At 34.5% G+C, this 22,470-nt stretch carries 20 protein-coding genes; 7 read left to right on the forward strand and 13 right to left on the reverse strand.

Features of this window, described 5'->3' with window-relative positions; translation table 11 throughout:
- Nucleotides 1-51 precede the first annotated feature (51 nt).
- The 6 genes from EKM03_RS07910 (at nucleotide 52) to EKM03_RS07935 (ending at nucleotide 6,801) form a co-directional block, all read left to right on the forward strand.
- A complete protein-coding gene (locus EKM03_RS07910; RefSeq protein ID WP_126740149.1) occupies nucleotides 52-1,341 on the forward strand; it encodes a beta-ketoacyl synthase in 1,290 nt (429 codons plus the stop codon).
- Between the two features lie 75 nt (nucleotides 1,342-1,416).
- The gene (locus EKM03_RS07915; protein WP_126451608.1) at nucleotides 1,417-1,692 is read left to right on the forward strand and encodes an acyl carrier protein; all 276 of its coding nucleotides are present in this window, start codon (nucleotides 1,417-1,419) and stop codon (nucleotides 1,690-1,692) included.
- Nucleotides 1,689-2,174: a 4'-phosphopantetheinyl transferase superfamily protein gene (locus tag EKM03_RS07920; protein WP_126561584.1), complete on the forward strand. Its 486-nt coding sequence runs from the start codon at nucleotides 1,689-1,691 to the stop codon at nucleotides 2,172-2,174. Before EKM03_RS07915 ends, EKM03_RS07920 begins: the two co-directional genes overlap by 4 nt.
- A gap of 130 nt (nucleotides 2,175-2,304) precedes the next feature.
- Entirely contained in the window at nucleotides 2,305-4,278 is a 1,974-nt protein-coding gene (locus EKM03_RS07925; protein WP_126740150.1) for a tetratricopeptide repeat protein, read from the forward strand.
- 1 nt (nucleotide 4,279) lies between these two features.
- Entirely contained in the window at nucleotides 4,280-4,609 is a 330-nt protein-coding gene (locus EKM03_RS07930; protein WP_126459696.1) for a nucleotide pyrophosphohydrolase, read from the forward strand.
- Nucleotides 4,606-6,801 carry a DNA/RNA helicase domain-containing protein gene (locus EKM03_RS07935; RefSeq protein ID WP_126563765.1) on the forward strand — a complete coding sequence of 732 codons (2,196 nt, stop codon included), beginning with the start codon at nucleotides 4,606-4,608 and terminating at the stop codon, nucleotides 6,799-6,801. Before EKM03_RS07930 ends, EKM03_RS07935 begins: the two co-directional genes overlap by 4 nt.
- A gap of 189 nt (nucleotides 6,802-6,990) precedes the next feature.
- Here the strand turns inward: EKM03_RS07935 and EKM03_RS07940 are convergent, their stop codons facing one another.
- Together EKM03_RS07940 and EKM03_RS07945 are read right to left on the reverse strand one after the other, a co-directional pair.
- A complete protein-coding gene (locus EKM03_RS07940) occupies nucleotides 6,991-7,587 on the reverse strand; it encodes a 3'-5' exonuclease (RefSeq protein WP_126561581.1) in 597 nt (198 codons plus the stop codon).
- Nucleotides 7,588-7,589: 2 nt separating this feature from the next.
- Entirely contained in the window at nucleotides 7,590-9,506 is a 1,917-nt protein-coding gene (locus EKM03_RS07945; RefSeq protein ID WP_126553251.1) for a DUF294 nucleotidyltransferase-like domain-containing protein, read from the reverse strand.
- Between the two features lie 183 nt (nucleotides 9,507-9,689).
- On the opposite strand from EKM03_RS07945, the gene EKM03_RS07950 reads away from it, so the two are divergent.
- Complete coding sequence (locus EKM03_RS07950; RefSeq protein WP_126568511.1) at nucleotides 9,690-10,196, forward strand: DUF2911 domain-containing protein; 507 nt, start codon at nucleotides 9,690-9,692, stop codon at nucleotides 10,194-10,196.
- A 208-nt stretch (nucleotides 10,197-10,404) separates the two neighbouring features.
- Here the strand turns inward: EKM03_RS07950 and EKM03_RS07955 are convergent, their stop codons facing one another.
- The 11 genes from EKM03_RS07955 to EKM03_RS08005 all read right to left on the reverse strand — a co-directional run bounded on the left by EKM03_RS07955 (nucleotide 10,405) and on the right by EKM03_RS08005 (nucleotide 22,462).
- On the reverse strand, nucleotides 10,405-11,280 hold the full coding sequence (locus EKM03_RS07955; protein WP_126459684.1) for a sugar phosphate isomerase/epimerase: 876 nt from the start codon (nucleotides 11,278-11,280) through the stop codon (nucleotides 10,405-10,407).
- Nucleotides 11,281-11,299: 19 nt separating this feature from the next.
- The gene (locus tag EKM03_RS07960; RefSeq protein ID WP_126563764.1) at nucleotides 11,300-12,193 is read right to left on the reverse strand and encodes a hydroxypyruvate isomerase family protein; all 894 of its coding nucleotides are present in this window, start codon (nucleotides 12,191-12,193) and stop codon (nucleotides 11,300-11,302) included.
- Between the two features lie 9 nt (nucleotides 12,194-12,202).
- Nucleotides 12,203-13,441 (reverse strand): nucleoside permease, encoded by a 1,239-nt coding sequence (locus EKM03_RS07965; protein WP_126553257.1) that lies wholly within the window; start codon nucleotides 13,439-13,441, stop codon nucleotides 12,203-12,205.
- Between the two features lie 57 nt (nucleotides 13,442-13,498).
- Nucleotides 13,499-14,236 (reverse strand): DUF1080 domain-containing protein, encoded by a 738-nt coding sequence (locus EKM03_RS07970; RefSeq protein ID WP_126740151.1) that lies wholly within the window; start codon nucleotides 14,234-14,236, stop codon nucleotides 13,499-13,501.
- 32 nt (nucleotides 14,237-14,268) lie between these two features.
- Nucleotides 14,269-15,723: a Gfo/Idh/MocA family protein gene (locus EKM03_RS07975; protein WP_126740152.1), complete on the reverse strand. Its 1,455-nt coding sequence runs from the start codon at nucleotides 15,721-15,723 to the stop codon at nucleotides 14,269-14,271.
- Nucleotides 15,724-15,824: 101 nt separating this feature from the next.
- Nucleotides 15,825-16,199, reverse strand: coding sequence for a c-type cytochrome (locus EKM03_RS07980; protein WP_126459669.1), 375 nt, complete (start codon nucleotides 16,197-16,199; stop codon nucleotides 15,825-15,827).
- Between the two features lie 18 nt (nucleotides 16,200-16,217).
- Entirely contained in the window at nucleotides 16,218-17,270 is a 1,053-nt protein-coding gene (locus EKM03_RS07985) for a sugar phosphate isomerase/epimerase (RefSeq protein WP_126553261.1), read from the reverse strand.
- A 39-nt stretch (nucleotides 17,271-17,309) separates the two neighbouring features.
- Complete coding sequence (locus tag EKM03_RS07990) at nucleotides 17,310-18,470, reverse strand: Gfo/Idh/MocA family protein (RefSeq protein ID WP_233584076.1); 1,161 nt, start codon at nucleotides 18,468-18,470, stop codon at nucleotides 17,310-17,312.
- A gap of 10 nt (nucleotides 18,471-18,480) precedes the next feature.
- On the reverse strand, nucleotides 18,481-20,184 hold the full coding sequence (locus EKM03_RS07995; protein WP_126451623.1) for a GMC oxidoreductase: 1,704 nt from the start codon (nucleotides 20,182-20,184) through the stop codon (nucleotides 18,481-18,483).
- 54 nt (nucleotides 20,185-20,238) lie between these two features.
- Entirely contained in the window at nucleotides 20,239-20,802 is a 564-nt protein-coding gene (locus tag EKM03_RS08000; RefSeq protein ID WP_126451624.1) for a gluconate 2-dehydrogenase subunit 3 family protein, read from the reverse strand.
- A gap of 469 nt (nucleotides 20,803-21,271) precedes the next feature.
- The gene (locus EKM03_RS08005; RefSeq protein WP_126563761.1) at nucleotides 21,272-22,462 is read right to left on the reverse strand and encodes a hypothetical protein; all 1,191 of its coding nucleotides are present in this window, start codon (nucleotides 22,460-22,462) and stop codon (nucleotides 21,272-21,274) included.
- Between the last annotated feature and the right edge of the window lie 8 nt (nucleotides 22,463-22,470).

The following is a 22,470-nucleotide window of genomic DNA, read 5'->3' on the forward strand; positions in this document are numbered from 1 at the left end:
ATTATTTTTTTGCCATTGTTATTGAAATTGAATATTATTTAACATTAAAAAATGAACAAAAGAGTAGTTATAACGGGTCTTGGTGTAGTTGCTCCAAATGGAGTAGGTCTTGATGCGTTCACTCATGCCATCAAAAACGGAATTTCCGGGATCAGGCACGACGCTGAGTTGGAGCGATTGCAATTTTCTTGTCAAATTGTAGGAAAACCCGAGGTTTCTGCGGAATTAGCAGGGCATTATTTTACGGAATTAGAACTTAGAAACTTCAATTCAACAGGGATTTTATATGGCGTAATTGCCGGAATTGATGCCTGGAAGGATGCCGGATTATCATTGGAAATTAACGAAGAACCGGATTGGGACAGCGGAACTATTTTTGGAACAGGAACTTCCGGAATTGATAAATTTCGCGAAAGCATTTATAAAATAGATAATTTACAAACGAGAAGACTGGGAAGTACAGCCGTAGCGCAAACAATGAATAGTGGTGTGAGTGCGTATCTGGGTGGGAAATTAGGACTTGGAAATCAAGTCTCTACTAATTCTTCGGCCTGCACCACTGGCACCGAAAGTATTTTAATGGCGTATGAACGCATCAAATCAGGGCAGGCAAAACGTATTTTAGCCGGAAGTACCAGTGATTCCGGTCCGTATATTTGGGGCGGATTTGATGCTATGAAGGTATGTACTTTTAAACATAATGAAACACCAAAACAGGGTTCTAGACCAATGAGCACAGCTGCTTCCGGATTTGTTCCCGGAAGCGGAGCAGGTGCTTTGGTCTTAGAAGATTTAGAAAGTGCGATTGCACGTGGCGCACGAATTTATGCGGAAGTTTTAGGTGGAAATATCAATTCAGGAGGGCAGCGCGGTTTAGGAACCATGACTGCACCAAATCCGGTTGCGGTGCAAAGATGCATTCAAAATGCTTTGACAAATGCCGGAATTTCAGCCAGTGAAATTGACGCAATCAACGGTCATCTGACAGCCACTTCCAAAGATAGTCTTGAAATTCAGAATTGGAGTGAGGCTTTAAATCGAAAAGGAATTGATTTTCCATACATCAATTCTTTAAAGTCGATGGTTGGACATTGTTTAAGTGGCGCCGGTAGTATTGAAAGCGTGGCTTCGGTACTGCAATTGCATCACGGATTTATTTTCCCGAATATCAATTGTGCCGATTTGAATCCAGAAATAACAGCACTAATTGATGAATCAAGAGTTCCACGACAACGACTTGATATAGAAATAAATACATTAGCAAAAGCCAGTTTTGGTTTTGGTGATGTGAATGGGTGTGTAATTTTTAAAAAATTTAAAAATTTAAAAAATGAACCGTAAATTCCCCAATTTGTGGTAATTTTTTTGGCGTTAGAAAACGAAATGTACTTAAGTGCTGTAAAATCAATATTAATTATGAACAAACAAGAAACTATTCAGGAGCTAAAAGCCATTGTAAAACCATATATTCTGAATCAAGAAGCTTTTGACTCACTCACTGAAGATACGGATTTCATCAATGATTTAAAGATAAACTCCGCTAATTTAGTAGATGTTATTTTGGATATAGAGGAAAAATATAATATTTTGATTGATAACGAATCAATGGAACGCATGATAAATGTAAAAGCAGCTATGGCCATTATTGAAACCAAATTAGCTGAAAAAAGTAGTGAATCACCAGAAAAATGATAGGAAATGACCTTGTCGATTTGGCTTTAGCCAAAAAAGAAAGCAATTGGAAACGCAACCGCTTTTTAGATAAAATATTTACTAAAAACGAACAGCTGTTAATTTCTAATGCCGTAAATCCAGAAGTAATGGTTTGGAATTTATGGTCCAGAAAAGAGGCGGCTTATAAAATCTACAATAGGGAAACAGGAATTCGAGGTTTTTTTCCTTTGCAACTGGAATGTTTTTACGAAAACACAACATTAGGAACTGTTTCTATCAAAGGAAAAATATATTTTACCCAAACTAAAATAGATCAGGATTGCATTCATACCATTGCTGTTGCCGGGAAAGAGTATTTCAAAAAAATTGAAAACTTGAATTCCGCCGATGCTATCTTTAAAAAAAATGGAATTCCTTACCGTATTGATGCGCATTCAAAAATGGAGAAACCCGTTTCCATCAGCCATCACGGTCGTTTTTGGAAAGGAATAACCCTATAATTTTTTTGCAAAAAGCACTTTTTTTTTCATACAATAGGGCGAGATTTATAAACAATGGTTACATTTGAACCTGTTGCAATTTTAAAAACAACAAAAAGTATCTTTTATAACGTATAGCAATTTATATTTAATGCAAATCATTCATAAAATAGACGATTTTCTATTTACGATTTTCCCGAAATTAGTCGGGGGGGGGGGTAATACCTTATTAATCAGTGAATTAGAATCGTATTATACTTTTGGTCCTTTTAGCCCAAAAGTTTCCATTACTGAGGATTGGGTTACCATAACCATTGACACTTCGGCAATCCTGCTTCAAGAAAATGATTTCCGGAAAACGGTAGCCCTTTGTGAAAAAGGAAACTATCAAGAAGCAAAACCCATTCTACAAAATCTTATCGAGAACAATCCTACCAATTCGGAATTCCATCGAATTATGGGACAAATCCTGTCTGATCAAGGTCATCAGGATGCAGCGATAAATAGTCTGATTGATGCATTGCGCTGGGATTCTAAGAATCATTGGGCGTTGCTGATGATGGGAAATATTTTTGCTAAGTTCAAGAATGATATTCCTACGGCAATGTTGTACTATGATCAGGCTTTGGTGGTGAATCCAAAAGATGCTATTACAATGAATAACATTGGAGCAAACCTTATGCAACAAGGGAAGTTGGATGAATCCAAAAAATATTTTTTGGAAGCTATAAAAATAAATGATCACTATCCAAATACTCATTTTGCTCTTGGAATGTTAGCCGAAATTCAAAATGATTTAGAATCCGCTTTTGACAGTACTTTGAAAGCTATAAAATGCAATTCAAATAAAGATATACTGTACAAGAATTCAGTAAATCAGGCTTTTGATGTTGCCAATAAAATTATTTCTAACACTGATGGGAATTCGCTTTTTGCAGAATACAAGCATCAATTAGAATTTGATTGCGGAAAAGAAATTGATGTTCTAGTAGATTCTGAAATTCCAACGGCAGCCAAGATTGAGTTTGCTGAAAACTACAATCGGATTAAGCACATCGTTCGGTATAAACCCAATTATCCTGCCGTAGCACACTTGGTTCTGCACGAATTAGCGCATCTTGATTTTGTAATTCAAGCGAGAAAACGGGGATTAAATCAGCTTTTTACGGCTACTCCACAAAACAGAGCTGTTTTTTTGAAAACGGTACAACCTACTATTGCCAAGTTGCATGGAATGAATATTCCAGAGCAATCGATTACTCAATTCTGTACTGGTTTATTTGACGGGTTAAATTTGCAAGCCTACAATACTCCAATAGATTTATTCATTGAGGATTTTATATACAACGAATTTCCCCAATTGAGATCGTATCAATTTCTGTCGCTTTACGCTTTGATTCAAGAAGGCTTGAAAGCCGTAACTGATGTGACTGTTATTGAACTTTCGCCTGCAACACTACTTTCTAAATCTAAGATTTACAACTTGGTAAATGCCTTACAGTTTAAAGCATTATTTGGTTTAGATTTTATAAACGATTTTAATACCACTCCAGCCGAATTACGCAAAGCCGAAGATTTTTATGCTGAATTTCTCGAATACAAAGACAATCGTAAACCTGCCGAAGAATATGAATTGGTACAACATTGGGCCGAAGATTTACAGATTGACTCTTATTTTGAATTGGAAAATGAGGACGAATACCGTAAACGATCTGATGTAGATACTTTTATTGAAAAATTAGAAAAAGATCCTTTTGGTCTACACGACGATACTGCTTTCAAAGAGAAGGAAATGGAACAGTTTCTCAAAAACCAAGAACATATTGGGACTAATATGGCAGTCACGATGTTTATGGTTGATGCTTTGCAGTATTTTAAGGATGTACCGCTAGAGGAAGTCAAGAAAATAGCCTTTGAAATCGCAATGCAAGGGACACAAGGTTTTGACCCAAATCAAAAAAACTACATCGTAGGCAGCATTCCAAACAAACGATTTTCGGGTTATCACATTTTAGCATATTATTATGTGAGTTGGATGTTAGCTGTTCCTGAAATGGTTTCTCAGTTGCAATTGCCTTTTGAAGAGGAATATAAAGTAGCATTGACACTTTTTAAATCGAAATAAAATGAATGATATTCCGAGCATTATTCAAGAATTAATAAAATTTAGAAATGAAAGAGATTGGGAACAATTTCATAATTCGAAAGATTTGGCTTTAGCTCTATCTATTGAAGCAGCGGAATTAAATGAATTGTTTCTGTGGAAAAAAGCAGAAGATGTAAATATTGATAAGCTAAAACAAGAATTGGCAGATGTTTTTGCATACGCTTTTTTGTTAGCCGAAAAATACAATTTAGATGTAAAAGAAATTGTACTTCAAAAGATTACGCAAAATGCAGCTAACTATCCAATAGATAAAGCAAAAGGGAACGCAACCAAATATGATGAATTATGATGCAATCATTTGAATTGTCTATTGAGGTTTCTGAACAATATGATTTTAATAAAGATTCATTGCCTAAAATAGCTCAAAATCCTTGGGTAAAAAATCAATGGCCTTTGGTTTACTTTATACAAAATGAAACTAAACGAATTGCCTATGTAGGAGAATCAACAAATGCTTCTAGTAGAATCAAAAATCACCTGGCAAATCCAAAAAAAGCAGATGCATTTACAAAAATTTCAATAATTGGGAGTGATAAATTCAATAAATCAGCAACTCTTGATATTGAATCAAACTTGATTCAATACATCACTTCTGAAGGAACTTACGAACTTCAAAATGGAAATTACGGTTTAGTCAATCATAATTATTACCAACAAGATTTGTACAAAGATCTTTTTAAAGAAATTTGGAAAAAACTAATTGATAAAAAGATAGTTAGCAAGTCACTGGAAGATGTTGAGAATTCAGAACTTTTTAAATATTCCCCTTATAAATCTTTAAATGAAGATCAATATAGTTCTGTTCTTCAAATTCTTGATGGATTGTGTATCAAAAAATCCAATAGAATTTTTATAAAAGGGAGTGCTGGAACTGGAAAAACAATTTTGGCTACTTATTTAATTAAATTACTTAATTCAGATATTTCGGATGCTAATTTTGAAGATTTTAGTGATGAAGAGCTCAAGGAGATCAATTTCATTATTGCTTTTCAAAATAAATATCCAAAAGCAAAAATTGGATTGGTTATCGCCATGACTTCTTTAAGAGAATCATTACAAAATGTTTTCAAAAAAATTCCTGGTTTAAAAGCGTCTATGGTTTTAAATCCATCGGATACCTTTAAACTCAATGACAAATATGATTTATTAATAGTAGACGAAGCGCATCGGTTACGGCAATATAAAAATATAAGTTGGATGGGAGCCTTCCGGAAAAATAATCAAAAATTAGGATTAGATGACACCGGAACAGAGCTAGACTGGATAATTGCGAATAGTAAGAATCAAATTTTCTTTTATGATTCAGCGCAATCAGTAAAACCTTCCGATATAAATGAGGATCAATTTACCAGACTTTTGAATCAAGATGATACTTTGAAAATCGAGTTAACGTCTCAGATGAGAGTTAAAGGCGGAAATGATTATATTCGTTTTGTAGATCAATTACTTCATGTAAATCGCTTGGAGAAAACTATTTATTCACCAAATGAGTATGAGTTAATTGTTTTTGATTCTTTAAAAGATCTTTATAGCGAACTTGCAAAGAAGGAAGAAATAAATGGGTTGTGTCGTTTAGTTGCTGGATATTCTTGGCCTTGGTTATCCGAAAAAGATAAAACTGTAATGGATATTGAAATTGATGGTTTACAATTTCAATGGAATCAAACCCCTAAGGACTGGGTTAATTCACCAAATGCTTTTAAAGAAGTTGGCTGTATTCATACGACACAAGGATATGATTTAAATTATACAGGAGTTATTTTTGGGAAAGAAATAATTTTCAATGAATTCACACAAGAAATTGAAATTAATCCGAAGTTGTATTTTGATAAAAATGGAAAAAAAGGGATCTCAAATAAAGATGATCTTAAGGCTTACGTAATAAATATATACAAAACTATAATGTATCGAGGAATCAGAGGTACTTATGTTTATGCTTGTGATACTTCTTTAAGAAACTATTTAAAAAAGCATATTGATGTTTATAAAAAAGATTTTCCGTTCAGAATCGTACCTTTTGAGGAGGTAAAACCGTTTGTGAATTCAGTTCCATTAGTAAATATTTCAGCTGCAGCAGGTTCATTTAGCGATTTACAAGTTCATTCTGATTTTGAATGGGTCGAGTTACCCTTTAATACTTCAGTAAAAGAAGGCTATTTTGTATGTAAAGTAGTGGGCGAATCGATGAATAAAATAATTCCTAATGGCTCCTACTGTTTGTTTAAAAAAGATAGTGGTGGCAGTAGAGAAGGAAAAATTGTTTTAGTTGAAAGCACTGGCATACAAGACGCAGATTTTGGTTCAGGATATACAGTAAAAGAATATCATAGTCAAAAGAATATTGGTACTGAAAATTGGAGGCATGAATCCATATCGTTGAAACCATTATCTTTTGAATCAGAATATGAAAATATAGTATTAGATTCAGACAATTTAGTTGATTTTAGAGTTAAGGGAATTTTTATTTCGGTATTGTCTTAAATTTTTAAATAGTAAAGTTTAATTCCTCCAAAATGCGCTAAAAGGACAAAATTGAAATGCTATAAATGGAGCTACATATGTGATTCCCCCTTCGTCGGAATGACAATACTTTATAGAAATAGAGGCAAACCTATTAATAATAAGGTGTTTAAAATCAATTGTATGCAATATAGCAACCAAAATTTAAAATCACTTAATCCCCAGTCTTGATTTTAATTTCAAAAACAACAAAGCGGTTTTATAAGCATCCTCAGCAGCTGAATTCCGTTCACTTACCGGAATATTATAAGCCGCACAAAGTTCCTCCAGAGAAAATTGTTTGTCATTGATATCAAGTAGTTTTCTGTGCATGACATCAATATCCAGTGCCTCATTTTTTAATCTGCCGCAGTCTAGTCTTTCCAAGGCCGCATTGATCATTTCCACATCAAAATCAATGTGATGCCCAACTAAAATGGAGTTCCCAATAAATTCAATGAATAATTTTATGGCATCTACTTCTCCTAATTTTTTCATTTTACTTTCTACCAAAAACGTATTAGAAAGTCCATTATCATGAAAAAATTTATACTGTAATAAAACAGCTTCAAAGTTATCACCTATGACAATACTATTATCAATTACTGAAAAAGAGCCTATTGATAAAATAACATCTTTATCTGGATTCAAACCAGAAGTTTCTGTCGATACCACCACAAAGCGGGATGACTTTTTCTCAAATTTAGAAAGATAGGTTTTCCAAAAATCAGGATATTCTTTATTAATCTTTTTTATCCAGTCTAACATAATTATGAAAATTGAGTAAGTTGAAATTTACTTTTTATTAATTCTTCCAGTTCTCTCATAGGGAGTAAAGCATTTTTCAGTTTTTCTCGGTCAATTTTTGATAATTCCTCCAAATTTATAAATTGGCCTGAATCATCATTTTTTAACCCTTCTAAGGTTCGGAATTTTGATAAAGTCAAAAAAGCTTCGGCACAATTGAGATAAATTTCAGCATGTTTGGGATCCGTAATTGATAATTGTTTGAATCGTTGAAACGTATTGTTAATTCCTCGGATGTCGAAACTCAAAGTAAACAAACGGGCGCCATCAATCAATGGCATTAAAGCCTTAGTTTTAATATCAAATTTATCTTTATTTCTACCTTCTTCTTCGACATTGAATTTTTTGAAAAAACTAAGTGGAGCGTTTTTTCTTAAGGCATCATTTCCTAAGAAATCAAAAAATAACGTATTGTTTTTGGCATTTTTAAAGACTACATTACTTATCGCATCTTCAATTTTTTGTTCTCCAAAAATAATTTCATAATCAAAGAAAATACTGCTCAAATCAGTGCTGTTCTCACCAGGAGTATTCATCCAGCTGTCATATTGTTTGATCCAGTCCGTCAATGATTTACACCAAAGCATAGTACTTCCCATGTGACCATTTGGACAGAATTCATAGCCGATTTTTTCTAGAGTGGCTGTGGTTTTTTTTCCAAGTTTAAGAAAATAGTCTTTTACGTCACGATATTTATCAGCAGCCACATCTTCAAAAATCAAAATACTATCTTGATCCGTTAATAAAAGCTGTTCTTTTCGTCCTTGACTGCCAATACTTAACCATGCAAAACGGGCAGGAGGGGAACCTAAATCCAAAATGGATAATTCCACCGAGCGTTTAATGACTGCCAAATTAATTTCGCTGGCAATATTAAAAACGTGTGATAGCGGAATATTTTTAGAAATTGAAGTCTGAATCAGATCTGTTAATCGTTCCCGTATTTGTTTTAGTTCTTTTGGTGATTGACACCGTTTGATTTCTTTTATTAAAACTCCGGGATTATTTGCTTGAGCCACAATCAAATCGTGCTCAGAAATGATTCCTTTCACACTGGATTTATCTGTTCCATCCTGAGTTACACACAAATGAGTCACATTGTGTTTTAGCATCAGCAACTGTGCTTCTGCCAGAGAAACGTTTTCAACCACCGTGATAACAGGGGAGGACATAATTTTATCTACTGTAACGGTTACTGGATATCTGCCGGTAGCAATTTTTGATCGCATATCCGCATCAGTAATAATGCCCAAAGGGATAGTATTATCACATACGAGGATATTGTTTTTTAACGATTCGGTCATTATTTGAGCCACGTCTTTTACAATTGCTGTACTGGTCGTTTTTAAGGGAGCTGTATTATAGGCTAGCGATTGAAAATATTGCATTTCAGATTGCTGATCCGAATAGAATACATTATCAGAAATTAATTTTCCAATTAAATTTTCTTTATCTTTTGGATTTCGGGTGTTTACGGCAAAACTTTCTAATAAAAAGTTTAAAACTTCAGAATTATTAGCTACAAAAGGCCTGAAAGTAGCAATGGGAATAGCATAAACAATGCTTTCTTCTCTTGCTTTGGCCGTCATCATATAATTATTTTTGGCAAAAAAGGGACGCAGGCCAAAAATATCGCCTTCGGTACATTTATTTAATAGCGTTTCCTCAGCATCTGCTATGACCGATAAATTGATAACACCGGAAGCCACCACATAAAAACTGTCATGCAAAAGATCATTTATTTGAAATAATGTTTTGTGTTTTTCTAAATTTACAACGCGAATATTTGCTGCTATTTCAGATAATTCTTCAAAAGTTAAGTAGTTAAACGGTGGGTATGCTTTTAAAAAGTCAGCAATGTGCTCAGCAATTGAATTCATAATTTATGGAATAAATAAGTATCGATTGTAAAAATAACAAATTTAAAAATTATAACACCGCCATTATTGCGGCAAAACAATTAAATTATAAAATCCTTAATCTTTTCATAAAATAAGTATGGATTTAAAGGAATTAAAAGCTACTTGTTTTACTTTTATACGATAACTAAAACATTTTAAATCATGAAATTATTTAGAAAAATGCATTTTTCGTTTATTGCCTTATTAATTGTAAATTGTATAGCTGCTCAAGGAAAACCTACCAGCAGCAAAGAAGTAGCCACAGGGGAAATTAATGGTGCTACAATTACCCTCAATTATGGGAGTCCATCAGTCAACGGAAGAGAAATTTGGGGAAAATTAGTTCCGTTTAATAAAGTTTGGCGTGCCGGAGCAAATGACGCAACAACATTTGAAACAGATAAAGAGTTGACAATTGAAGGTACTAAATTGCCAGCCGGTAAATACTCTTTTTTTGTTATACCAAATGAAAAAGAATGCGTGCTTATTTTTAATAAAGAAGCCAAACAGTGGGGAGCATATAAGTATAAAGAAAAAGAAGACCAACTACGTATTACCGTTAAGCAAGAAGTTGCTGCTTCAGCTGCTGAAAAATTAGTTTATACGATCCGTGCTAATACTGTTGTTTTGAGTTGGGGCAATTGGAATATACCTTTTTCTGTAAAATAAAATATGACTAAGTAATAACCATGGTATAATGTCGTATTTTAAAATCAGGATAAAATTATGTAACAATATGATTTAAAGCTGTTTTACTTAAAGTTAATTCTTTTGACTTTACGACTTTTAAACTTTCGACTTACTTAGAATTACTTTTAAATAGGAGGCTGTCTCAAAAAGACAGCCTCTTTTTTTTATAAAAAATTTTCTAAAATGTTTAAATTAAGTTTTTCTTAATGTAATTGAAACTGGTTACAGCAGATTCTATTGGATTTGGTTTGTAGTTAGATTCGTGTTCCAAAAAGAAACGTTTCAGTCCGGCACGTTCCGCCTGAGCAAAAATTCCCTTGAAATCTATTGTTCCTGTGCCAATTTCTGCATTCCAATCCGGATTTACTTTATCCATATCTTTTACGTGCCACATTTTGAAACGTCCCGGATATTTTTTGAATAATTCCAATGGATCATGTCCAGCACGAATTACCCAGTATAAATCCATTTCAAAATCAACCAAGTTTTTATCCGTTTCGTTTAATAAAATTTCATATCCATTCGTTGAACCGAATTTAGTAAATTCGAAATCGTGATTGTGATACGCTAATTTTAAACCTCCAGCTTTACAAAGCTCACCCACTTTATTAATTTGTAAGGCTAATTTTTTATAGGCATCACCAGTAGTTCCGCGCAATTCTGAAACGATGTAAGGTACTGTTACATATTCACTTCCTAAATAGTTGGCTGTTTCAACATAGGATTGTACAAGATCAGTTGAACCGTCTTTGATCATCGAATTAAAATCAAAATGATTACTCGTGGCTTTTAGACCATTATCATCTAATATTGATTTAAAATCGCGGACCGAAGTTCCAAAAAAGCCATTGTCTACTGAATAACCAAAAGTTTCTACTTCAGTAAATCCAGCTTTTCCAACTTGTGCTAAAACACCTTTAACATCTTTGGGTAACGTATCACGCAGTGTCCATAATTGAATCCCAATGGCTCTTTTTTTAGAGTCAAAAGCAAATGAAGGAGCAATTGCTAATGCACCTAATGCTAAACCAGCATTAATTAAAAATTCTCTTCTTTTTATCATGGGTTATTTTTTAGAGTAGTTAAATATCACAAATTGCTATGGCCTGTTTCAATGAAGCCAGTTTGTCCGGGTTTTTAGGTACAAATTCTTGACCCACAAATCCCTTAAAACCAGTTTTTGCAATTGCTTTCATAATTGCAGTGTAATTTAGTTCCTGAGTATCATCAATTTCATTTCGTCCCGGAACGCCGGCGGTATGATAATGTGTAATGTAGTGATGGTTGTCTCTTATGTTTCTAATCACATCTCCTTCATCAATTTGCATGTGATAAATATCGTAAAGCAATTTGAAATTCTCAGAGTTCAAACGTTTCGCTAATTCCACTCCCCAAGATGTTCGGTCACATTGGTAATCTTTATGATCAATTTTGCTGTTTAGTAATTCCATTACTAAAATCACATTATGCTTTTCAGCCAATGGAATTAGTTTTTGCAAACCAACAATACAATTGTTCCAACCTTCTTCATCTGTTTTGCCTCTTCGGCTTCCGCTAAAACAAATCAGATTTTTATAACCGGCTTTTGCCACCAGTGGAATCATTTCCATATAATTTTTCAAGAGTGTCTCATGAAATTTAATATCATTAAAACCATCCAATAAATTAATTTCTGCACCGTTGCACATTGTGGAAACAAGATCATATTTCTTCAATGTTGACCAATCTTTAGGACCTACTAAATCAATCCCGGTAATCCCTATCTTTTTGGATTCAATGCAAAGCGTATCTAAATCTATGTCATTAAAACACCACCGAGAAACGGAGTGATTTATATTTCCTTTCAATTTACCCAATGGTGTTGCTGTTTCCTTTTTTGGCATAGCCAAAGCAGAAAATCCAGCAGGAATTCCCATCGCAACTGTTCCGGCTACTATTCCTTTTATGGCAGATCTTCTATTTAAATTAGCACTCATTTTTAATTTTTATACAGCAGAAGTGGATTCTTCTCCTTTGTTTTTTTCATTAAATAAAAGTGCAAAAAGTAAGAATACAGCAAACGCAATTCCAGCAGGAATAATCCACACCATTTGCCAGTTTACAGCCCCATCTGCCATTTTATAATTGTCCGTTATCCATCCTGCAACTGCAAAACCAATTAACATACCAACTCCGTAAGTGGCTAAAGTTATTAAACCCTGAGCAGCACTTTTGTATTTTTCTCCCGCTTTTGAATTGGTGTAAATTTGACCCGAAACGAAAAAGAAATCATAACAGATACCGTGCAGCGCAATACCTATAATAAGCATAAAGCTTAAATCATTTCCATTGCCATAAGCGAATAAAACATAACGAATTGCCCATGCTAACATCCCGATTAAGATCGTTTTTTTGAAACCAAAACGGGTAAAAAATACAGGAATCAATAATAAGAATAATGCTTCGGATATTTGACCTATTGCCATTTTTCCAGTAGGATTTTCAACGCCTGATTCTGTCAAAAATGGATGTGCATTTTGGTAATAAAAGGCAAGAGGTATACAAATCAGGATTGACGATATAAAAAAGATGGCGAAGTTTTTATCTTTCAGCAATTTTAAAGCATCAAGACCTATGATATCTCCAATTTTTATTTTTTCTTCACTTACTTTTGGTGGTGTTTTTGGTAAAGAAAAACTGAATATACCTAAAATTAAAGCGGCTATTCCTGCTAAAAGGAAGGTGTTTTTAAGAAATCCTTGAGAAATTGCTTCCGCAGTATCCCAATGAAATATGAAGCTAATAGATAATCCTGCTAAAATCCAACCTATAGTTCCCCAAACTCTGATATTTGCAAATTCTTTCTCCGGATCTTTCATTTGATTAAAAGAAACTGAATTGACTAATGCTAATGTGGGCATGTATAAAATCATGTAACTCAGAACGTAGGTGTAGAACATGCCAACTTCTTCTGACTGATACATTTGGTACATTAAAAATGCCCCAACAAGATGAAGTATTCCTAAAATTTTCTCCGCATTAAAATAACGATCCGCTATTAAACCTATAATAAAAGGAGCAATAATTGCGCCCCATGATTGTGTTGAAAAAATTGCAGCAGTTTCTGATCCTGATGCTTTTAGATTATTACCCAGAAATGTGCCCAGGGTTACAAACCATGCGCCCCAGATAAAAAATTCCAGGAACATCATTATGGATAATTTAATTCGGATGGTACTATTCATTAGTCAGTGGTTTTTTATTTTTTGGTTTTGGTTGTTTTTTTATTTTTTAGAGATCAATTACATACCCGCTTCACATCCGGTTGTAATTTTCATAGTATTCCATTCTTTGATCATAATGTTTCTGAACCATACATTATCTCCATGATCTTGTAGTGCAATTTTACCTTTTTTGAATGCAGCAAAACCTGGCCAAGTAGCAAATTTACTTCCGGCTACCAATGTTTTAAAATTAGCATCCCAAAGCGTAGTTTCAACTACTTTTACGCCATTCAATAACATTGTCAGTTTTCCAAATTTACATACAATGTCAACAGAATTCCATTCTCCTACTGGTTTTACTGGTTCTGAGGTGCTTTTTATTAAATCATATAAATCCCCTGAACGGTGTTTTTCAATTTTTCCGTCAGAATGACCGTCATTGTCCAATACTTGCATTTCCAGACCCGTTTCATAAGTATTTTTGAATTTTGTCAAATCCTCGTTTACATAAAAAATAATACCGCTATTGGCATTTGCCGCGACTTTCCATTCTAGTTTTAGATGAAAATTCTCGTATTCTGCATTAGTTACCAAATCGCCTCCTTGACCGTTTTGGGCAGCTGTAGGATCAAAATGCAACACACCCTCTTCTGCTTTCCAACCGGAACCAGCTGTTGCTTTTCCGTAACTGTGCCATCCCGTTGTGGATTGTCCGTCAAATATGGATTTAAATCCTTTTGGTATGGGTGCTTGCTGTGCATTTGCGGTTTGAATCAGTATCATAACAAGTAATGAAGTACAAATATTTTTAATCATTTTTGAATTTTTGAATTAATAATTAATCTTGCTTATAAAGTTAAAGCTTTCCAACCTTGACGATAATCCCGTTTCACAAATTGGTTCACTTCATCAAAATTTGTAATTCTCATGGCATCATTATCCCATAATAATTTTGCGGAACGTCCTGGGTACACTTCTTCTCCAAGCTCTTCTCGCATCACATCGTATCCTCTGATCGCAAGATTTGCCATCAATAAAGCTTCAGTTAAAGGACCGGCAATTTCAAAAGGAGAACTCAATTCTTTTTTTCCATACCCTGCAATTGCTGCTTCAATCCATTGCTTGTAATGTCCTTCGGAACCATCGATCACTCTTGCGTATTTTTGAGCAACTTGTAGATTTTCATTTTTGCTTAGAGGAAGCAAACGCGGATTTAAACCGTAGGTATCGCACATCATTTTTCCTTTTGTACCAGTAAACAATGTTCCATTTCCACCATCTCCAAAAATTTCATTCGAGCCTAATTCGGAAGGTCTTTCAGGTTGAATTCCTCCATCCATCCAGTGCACCGCGATGTCACCATTTGTTTTATCAGTTTTTGGAAAAGTTAATGTAACGTGACTCGAAGGTGGACAACTCTCAGGAAAATATCCTCTTTGAAATTCATCTACATATACAGAACCTACACTACATTGCACATCTTTGGCATATTTTAAGTTTAATACACTAAAAGGAGCTTCTAATAGGTGACAACCCATATCCCCTAAGGCACCAGTACCATAATCCCACCATCCGCGCCAGTTGAAGGGAACTAATTTATTTACATACTCTTTGTATGGAGCAGTTCCCAACCATAAGTCCCAATCCAATTCACTTGGAATATCGGCTTTATTAGCAGACCACGGAATACCTTGAGGCCAAACCGGGCGGTCTGTCCATGCATGTATTGTGTGAACATCACCAATTAGACCTGCATCATACCATTCTTTCATTATTCTGGTACCATCATTTGAGGCACCTTGATTTCCCATCTGGGTAACCACCTTATATTTTTTGGCAGCATCAGTCAAAATACGAGCTTCGTAAATATCATGTGCCATAGGTTTTTGAACATATACATGTTTCCCTAATTGCATAGCAGCAAGCGCTTGAATAGCATGGTTATGGTCCGGAGTTGAAACTGAAACGGCATCAATATTTTTATGTTCTTTGTCTAACATTTCGCGCCAATCCGTGTAAAATTTAGCTTTAGGAAATGCATTTACACTTGCAGCGGCTCTTCTGGTATCAACATCACATAAAAAAGAAATATCAGCTTTTCCACTGCTGGCAAACATAGCGATATCAGATTTACCTTTTCCACCAACACCAATACTGGCTATTGATAAACGATCACTTGGCGCAACAAATCCTCTTCCTAGAACGTGACGGGGAACAATCATAAAAGCTGCTGCAGCTATAGCGGTTGTTTTTATAAAATCACGACGGTTATTTGTAATTTTATCTTCTTCTTTTTGTTTCATTATTTTAATCCAGTTTAGTTTATAGCAAAAAATTGTGTAACATCATGATTTTATTTTCGACATTCTAGAATTATATTGATTCTTTAAAAGCGCCTTTTAATTTACTTTTTTAAGGATAAAATATACTTTGCCATAGAATTTGCCTCATTCTTTTTCAGTGAAGCATGCGCAGACATGGGAATTGAACCCCAAACCCCAGAGCCACCTTTTATTATTTTACCGGATAAATAGGCAACATTTTTATCATTTAAAGCATATTTTTTAGCAATGTCTAAGTAGGAGGGACCAATTAGTTTTTTGTCTAATTTATGACATCCGATGCAATCGGATTTAGCTATTAATTTTTCTCCTTCAGAGGTTTGAACAACAAGGTTTGATTGCGCAGTAGTTTCAATATATTTTTCTTCTGAATTATCATTAGAAAATGAGGTTAAACTAATTAGTGCAACCCCAAAAAAGAAATATTTTAATTTCATTTTATTGTATTTAAGTTTTTATAATCCTAAGTTTTTTTTGTTAAAAGCCAGATTTGTTTCTACTGCAGCAAAATCATCAAATGCTTTATCAGTAACTTTTATAATATGATTTTTTATAAATTCAGCACCTTCACGCGCTCCATCTTCCTGATTTTTAATGCAGCATTCCCATTCCATTACTGCCCATCCTTTGAAATCATATTGGGCTAGTTTGCTGAATATCGTTTTAAAATCAATCTGACCATCGCCTAGAGAACGATACCGTCCGGCACGATTTGCCCAGCTTTGGTAGCCTCCAAAAGTACCTTGCTTTCCTGTAGGATTAAACTCGGCATCCTTTACGTGAAATGCTTTAATCCGTTCATGATAAAAATCGATATATTGGATGTAATCTAATTGTTGTAAAACAAAATGCGATGGATCGTACAACAAGCAAGCTCTGGAGTGATTATTCACCGCTTTCAAAAACATTTCATAGGTTTCCCCATCAAATAAATCTTCTCCGGGATGAATTTCGTAACAAAGGTCAACACCATTTTGATCAAACTCATTTAAAATGGGCAACCAGCGTTTAGCCAATTCGGCAAAACCATCTTCCACTAAACCCGGAGGTCGTTGTGGCCAAGGATGAAAATACTGCCAAAGTAGAGAACCACTAAAAGTGGCATGTGCATTTAACCCTAAATTTTGAGATGCTTTAGCCGCATATTTCAATTGTTGCACAGCCCATTCTTGCCTTGCTTTAGGATTTCCATGTACATTTACTGGTGCAAATGCATCAAAAAAGTCATCATAAGCAGGATGAACAGCCACTAACTGCCCTTGTAAATGGGTTGATAATTCAGTGATTTCTAGTCCGTAAGAAGCAATTGTTCCTTTTAGTTCATCCGCATAGGTTTTACTTTCTGCCGCTTTTTGTAAATCAATAAAACGGGTATCTAATGTTGGCATTTGAATCCCTTTAAAGCCTAAATCAGCAGCCCATTTACAAATCCCATCTAAGGAATTAAAAGGAGCTTTATCATCAATAAACTGTGCTAAAAAGACCGCAGGCCCTTGAATTGTTGTCATAATATTTGGTATATAAGAGGTCTACGAATTCCTAATAAATTACAAAACGTAGGGAGTCCATTTTTTATCCGATTGTGATGATGCGACTACGTTATCTATAAATGCCATTCCTCTCACTCCATCTTCAACAGAAGGAAAGTCTAACATTTCAGGAGTAGGTGTTGTACCATCTAATTTGCAGTTGAGGGTTAAAGCAAAGTTGCGATAAATATTAGCAAATGCTTCTAAATAACCTTCTGGATGTCCGCCTGGAGTTCTACAATTGTGTGTTGCAAATGAAGATAAATGTGCATAATTGGATCCAGCTCTTAAAACCTGAGTTGGTTCATCTAACCACCTAACCGTTAAAGTGTTTGGATCATGTTGAAACCATTCGATTCCACCTTTTTCGCCATAAACTCTGATTTTTAAAGCGTTTTCTTCTCCAGCTGCTACTTGTGATGCTATTAAAACGCCTTTAGCACCATTGTCAAATTTCAATAGTACAGCTCCATCATCGTCCATTATGCGGCCTTCAACTAATGTGTTTAATTCTGCACAAACATCGGTAATTTTAGCTCCGGTGATATATTCGGCTAAATGAGAGGCGTGCGTACCAATATCTCCCATTACAGAACTTTTTCCGGATTTTTTAGGATCTGTTCGCCATGCAGCTTGTGCGTTTCCCTCTCTTTCGGATAGTGTACTTAACCATCCTTGGGGATATTCTACTAAAACTTTTCTAATTTTACCCAATTTTCCTTCGCTGACCATAGCTTTCGCTTGTTTGACCATTGGATACCCGGAGTACGTATGTGTTAAACAAAGTAGTAATCCTGTCTCTTCTACTTTTTGTTTCAATAGTTTTGCTTCTTCCAATGAAAAAGTCATTGGTTTTTCAATTACTACATTAAAACCATGCTCCAAAGCCATCATTGCAGGTGCAAAATGGGCAAAATTTGGAGTAACAATAGTAACAAAATCGATTCTTTCGTCAGCAGGTAAAGCCGCTTCCGCTTTAATCATTTCGTCATACGTTAAATATGTTCTTGATTCCGGAAGAAACAAGGCTTTACCAGATGCAATTGCGGTTTCTGGTTTTATACTTAATGCACCACACTTTAATTCAATTAGTCCATCCATATTGGCGGCTAAGCGGTGAATTGCACCTATAAAAGCATCTTGACCACCACCGACCATTCCCATTCTTAATTTTCTCATAATGATGAACCTAAATATTTCCTTTTTTTAATTCTTTTACTGCATAATCGCAGGCACGAGCCGTCAAAGCCATAAATGTTAATGATGGATTTTGACACGCAATAGAAGGCATACAAGAACCATCGGTAACAAATACATTACTAACTTCGTGCAATTGATTCCATTTATTTAAAACGGAATCCTTGGGGTCATTACCCATTCTGGCAGTACCCATTTCGTGTATAGCCATTCCAGGATAACAATCGTTATCATAGGTTTGCACATTTTTGATTCCAGATGCTTCCAGCATTTCTGCGGCATCATTCATCATATCTTCCCGCATTTTTGCTTCATTTTCTTTGTATTCACAATCAATAGCTAAAACTGGTTGTCCCCATTTGTCTTTTTTGCTATGATCGATGTACACTTTGTTTTCGTAATACGGCAGCATTTCTCCAAAACCACCTAATCCCATACTCCAGGAATCAGCAGGTAATGACATAGTCGATTTAAAGTTTTCACCAAAAGCCAATTCGGCAACTTCTTTATGCCAAGATCCTCTGCTGGCACCTCCTTGGTACCCAAAACCTCTTAAATAATCTCGTTTATCACCACCTACATTCTGATATCTTGGAATATAAATACCATTAGCTCTTCTTCCGTACGTGTATTTATCTTCAAAACCTTCAGCTGTTCCTTCTGCACCACAACGGAAATGATGGTCCATAAGATTATGGCCTAATTGTCCGCTGGCATTACCCATTCCATTCGGATGCGCTTCTGAAGTTGAATTTAATAAAAGGAATGTTGATCCTAAGGTGGATGCGTTTACAAAAACAATTTTAGCATAAAACTCCATGGTTTCATTTGTTTCTGCATCAATAACCATAACACCCTTTGCTTTTTTAGTGTCTTTATCATAAATAATATGATTCACAATAGAGTAGGGTCTCACGGTCAATCTATTGGTTGCCATTGCAGCAGGTAGTGTAGAAGATTGGGTGCTAAAATAGGCGCCAAATGGACAGCCTCGACTGCATAAATTTCTGTACTGACAGCTGCCACGCCCTTTGTGGGGTACAGTTAAGTTAGCAGTACGACCAATTGTAAGAATACGGGTTTTATTATAATGTTTTTCTAATCTTTCTTTAACTGATTTTTCAACACAATTTAAATCCATTGGAGGCAAAAATTTACCATCCGGTAATAGGGGCCAATTTTCAGCTTGCCCACTTATTCCTGCGAATTTCTCTACATAATCATACCACTTGGTAAGGTCTTTATATCGAATAGGCCAGTCATTTCCATGACCATCTTTGGCATTATCTTCAAAATTATGGTCACTAAAACGGTAACTTTGACGGCCCCACATTAAAGATTTTCCACCCACATGAAATCCTCTGTACCAATCAAAACGTTTGTCTTCTGTATAGGGACATTCCAAGTCATTCACCCACCATTTTTCGGTAGCTTCATTGTATGGATAATCTCTTGTTTGAACAGGATGGGTTCTTTTTTGTTCTTCGGTAAGCTTGCCAGCGCGTTCAAATTCCCATGGTGCTTTCATGGCCGATTCATAATCTTTGATGTGCTCAATATTCATTCCGCGTTCTAACATCAAAACTTTTAATCCTTTTTCGGTAAGTTCTTTTGCAGCCCAACCACCACTAATTCCAGATCCTACAACAATAGCATCATACGTATTTTCCTCTTTCAAATTGGTATTTATATTCACGGGTAGTATTTTTTATTTAATAAAATAGTTTATAACAAAAGGTTCTAGTAACAATTAGTTGGTTGCCCAAGCTTTTTGTCCGGGTTTGTAGTCTGCACTACCATCGTAGCGTCCCGGAACTGGAAGGTATTCGCGTGCTTGTGTACAACCTATTTCTGAAGAATAATAGCCAAGAAGAGTTAAATCTCTAGCAATCAAAAAGAATGAAGGTGCTTTATCAGTTGCAATTGCCTCATCTCGTAATGAAGTCATTAATTGCTGACGCTCTTCAACTGACATTGATAAGAAATTCTTATTGAAATCTTTAACGCATTTTGCTTGCATTTCCTGCATCCCGGAAGCAAAAATTTCTTGCATTTTTGCAGGATAACATTCTCTAATAATCATTGGAATAAAAGCACCCAATCCTGCAGCTTTTGCTCCTGCCGAAGAGGCTGTAGTAGGTATAATGATATCGGCAAATTCAGCCAAAATTTCTTCATCTGCAGCAGAAAAAGACACGCTATTTTTTTCTTTTTCAGGCAAAGTAAAACTTTCAAATAAAACGCCCATTGTTGTTGCTGAGATTGCGCTTCCCATCAAAAATGCAACGCTTTTAAGTGCTTCTCTTCTATTCATTTGCTAATTATTAAAATTATTGATTCTTCTTAATTTATTATAACATTACAATAATAAAGAAAAAAAAAACAGGTTAATTTTTTTTATGTTAAAATATTGAATAATTCCATATTTTTCAAATTATTAAGGGAATCACTTTCAAAAATTCATTAAACAGCAGTTGGAATCAATTAAATCAAGAAAAAAAAAATGTTTGAAGAAGCAAAAAAGAATAAAAAACGATTTTTAAATTATTTTTAATGTAAAATTAACAAGGTTTTAATTATAAAATATAACTGTATTTTCTTTTCACACCATTTCAATGTGTTAAAATGACGGTATTACTTAAATAACCATTCAAATAATCTACTATATATTTCCTGTTTTGTAGTAAAAAAGAAGTTTTTATATTTTAAAAATAGGAAGTAATTTAAATGTGCAACCCGCTAAAAAATGGAATTTTTTGAATGTTACAAAATGGAAGTATTATCTACCTTTCAAATAAACCTAAAGTGCCACCAACCCAATCTTTATCTTTATTGAATTTCACGCCAATCATCTCGCCACGGCTTAAGCGGACTAAGTTGCAGAGTAGAGTAGGTACGGCATCACCTTTTTTCCAAACACACAAGATTCGGACTTCAGCTTTTACTTTCCCTTCAGGAGCGTGTACAATAGGAAGATAATTTACTTTTTTTTGAAGAATATATAATTCTTTATCTACAACGGCTTCAATATCTTTTTTTGTGACATGAAAAATAACGCCCGTTCCTGAAAAAGAAAAAAGCGGTTTCAAAACATAGTTTTCTAAATCCTGAGGAATTACTGCCAAGTCACTCAATAGTGTCGTTTCAATACAATATTTTCCTTTTAAGAAAGGTAAAATAAATTTACTGATTCTGAAAAACCAGTTAGGATGTCCCGCCCATTCCACATCCAAATCATCTGAAAAACTAAAATTAAGTCTTAAATCTGTTCTCAAATCCAATTCATCAAAAATAACCCGATTGTAAATTCTTTTTACCAATATTTCATTGCCTGTTGCATTTTTGTAAAACAGTTGTTTTCCTTTTTTTATGAGTTCAGTAACACAAACTATAGGGATGCCAATGTCTCTTTTGCAGTAATAAAAATCAATCTTGGTATTTTGTTTTTCGGGTTCTATTTCAAGAAGAATAACATTTTCTTTTGGATGATAGTTGCAAATCACTTCTTCTAAAATAGTAAGATATTCCTGTGGTTCAATAGCATTAATAAATGGAGTTAATTCGTTAAGAAATGGATAATGATTTTTAAATTTTTCGTACAAATGCATTTGATAATTGTACAAAGAGGGGAATCCCTGTACTTCAATTAGTTTTGGAATAAGTACTCCGTCTTCTTCACAAATTCCAAAATCAATTGCTAAAAAGGTAGTATGTTCATCCTCATTAGGAACAGTATTATTTAGCTCTAATGATTTATTTGTAAGTGATTTAAAGTCGTTTTTCTGAATGAAAGCTATAACATCATTACAGCCTTCAATCAATTGTGCTTTAAGCTCCTTCGAAATAAAAAAGGGGGTTTCGCCTAACCGGAAAGTAGGCAGGTAATTAAAATCGGAAGCAATATCATCTTTGAATTCCTGATATTTTTTTTCTGTAAATTGAGTATTAAATAACTTCCGATATTTTGAAATCATTTTGAAAT

Origin of the sequence: Flavobacterium sp. GSP6 (assembly GCF_003984855.1) — a bacterium.
GTDB lineage: Bacteria > Bacteroidota > Bacteroidia > Flavobacteriales > Flavobacteriaceae > Flavobacterium.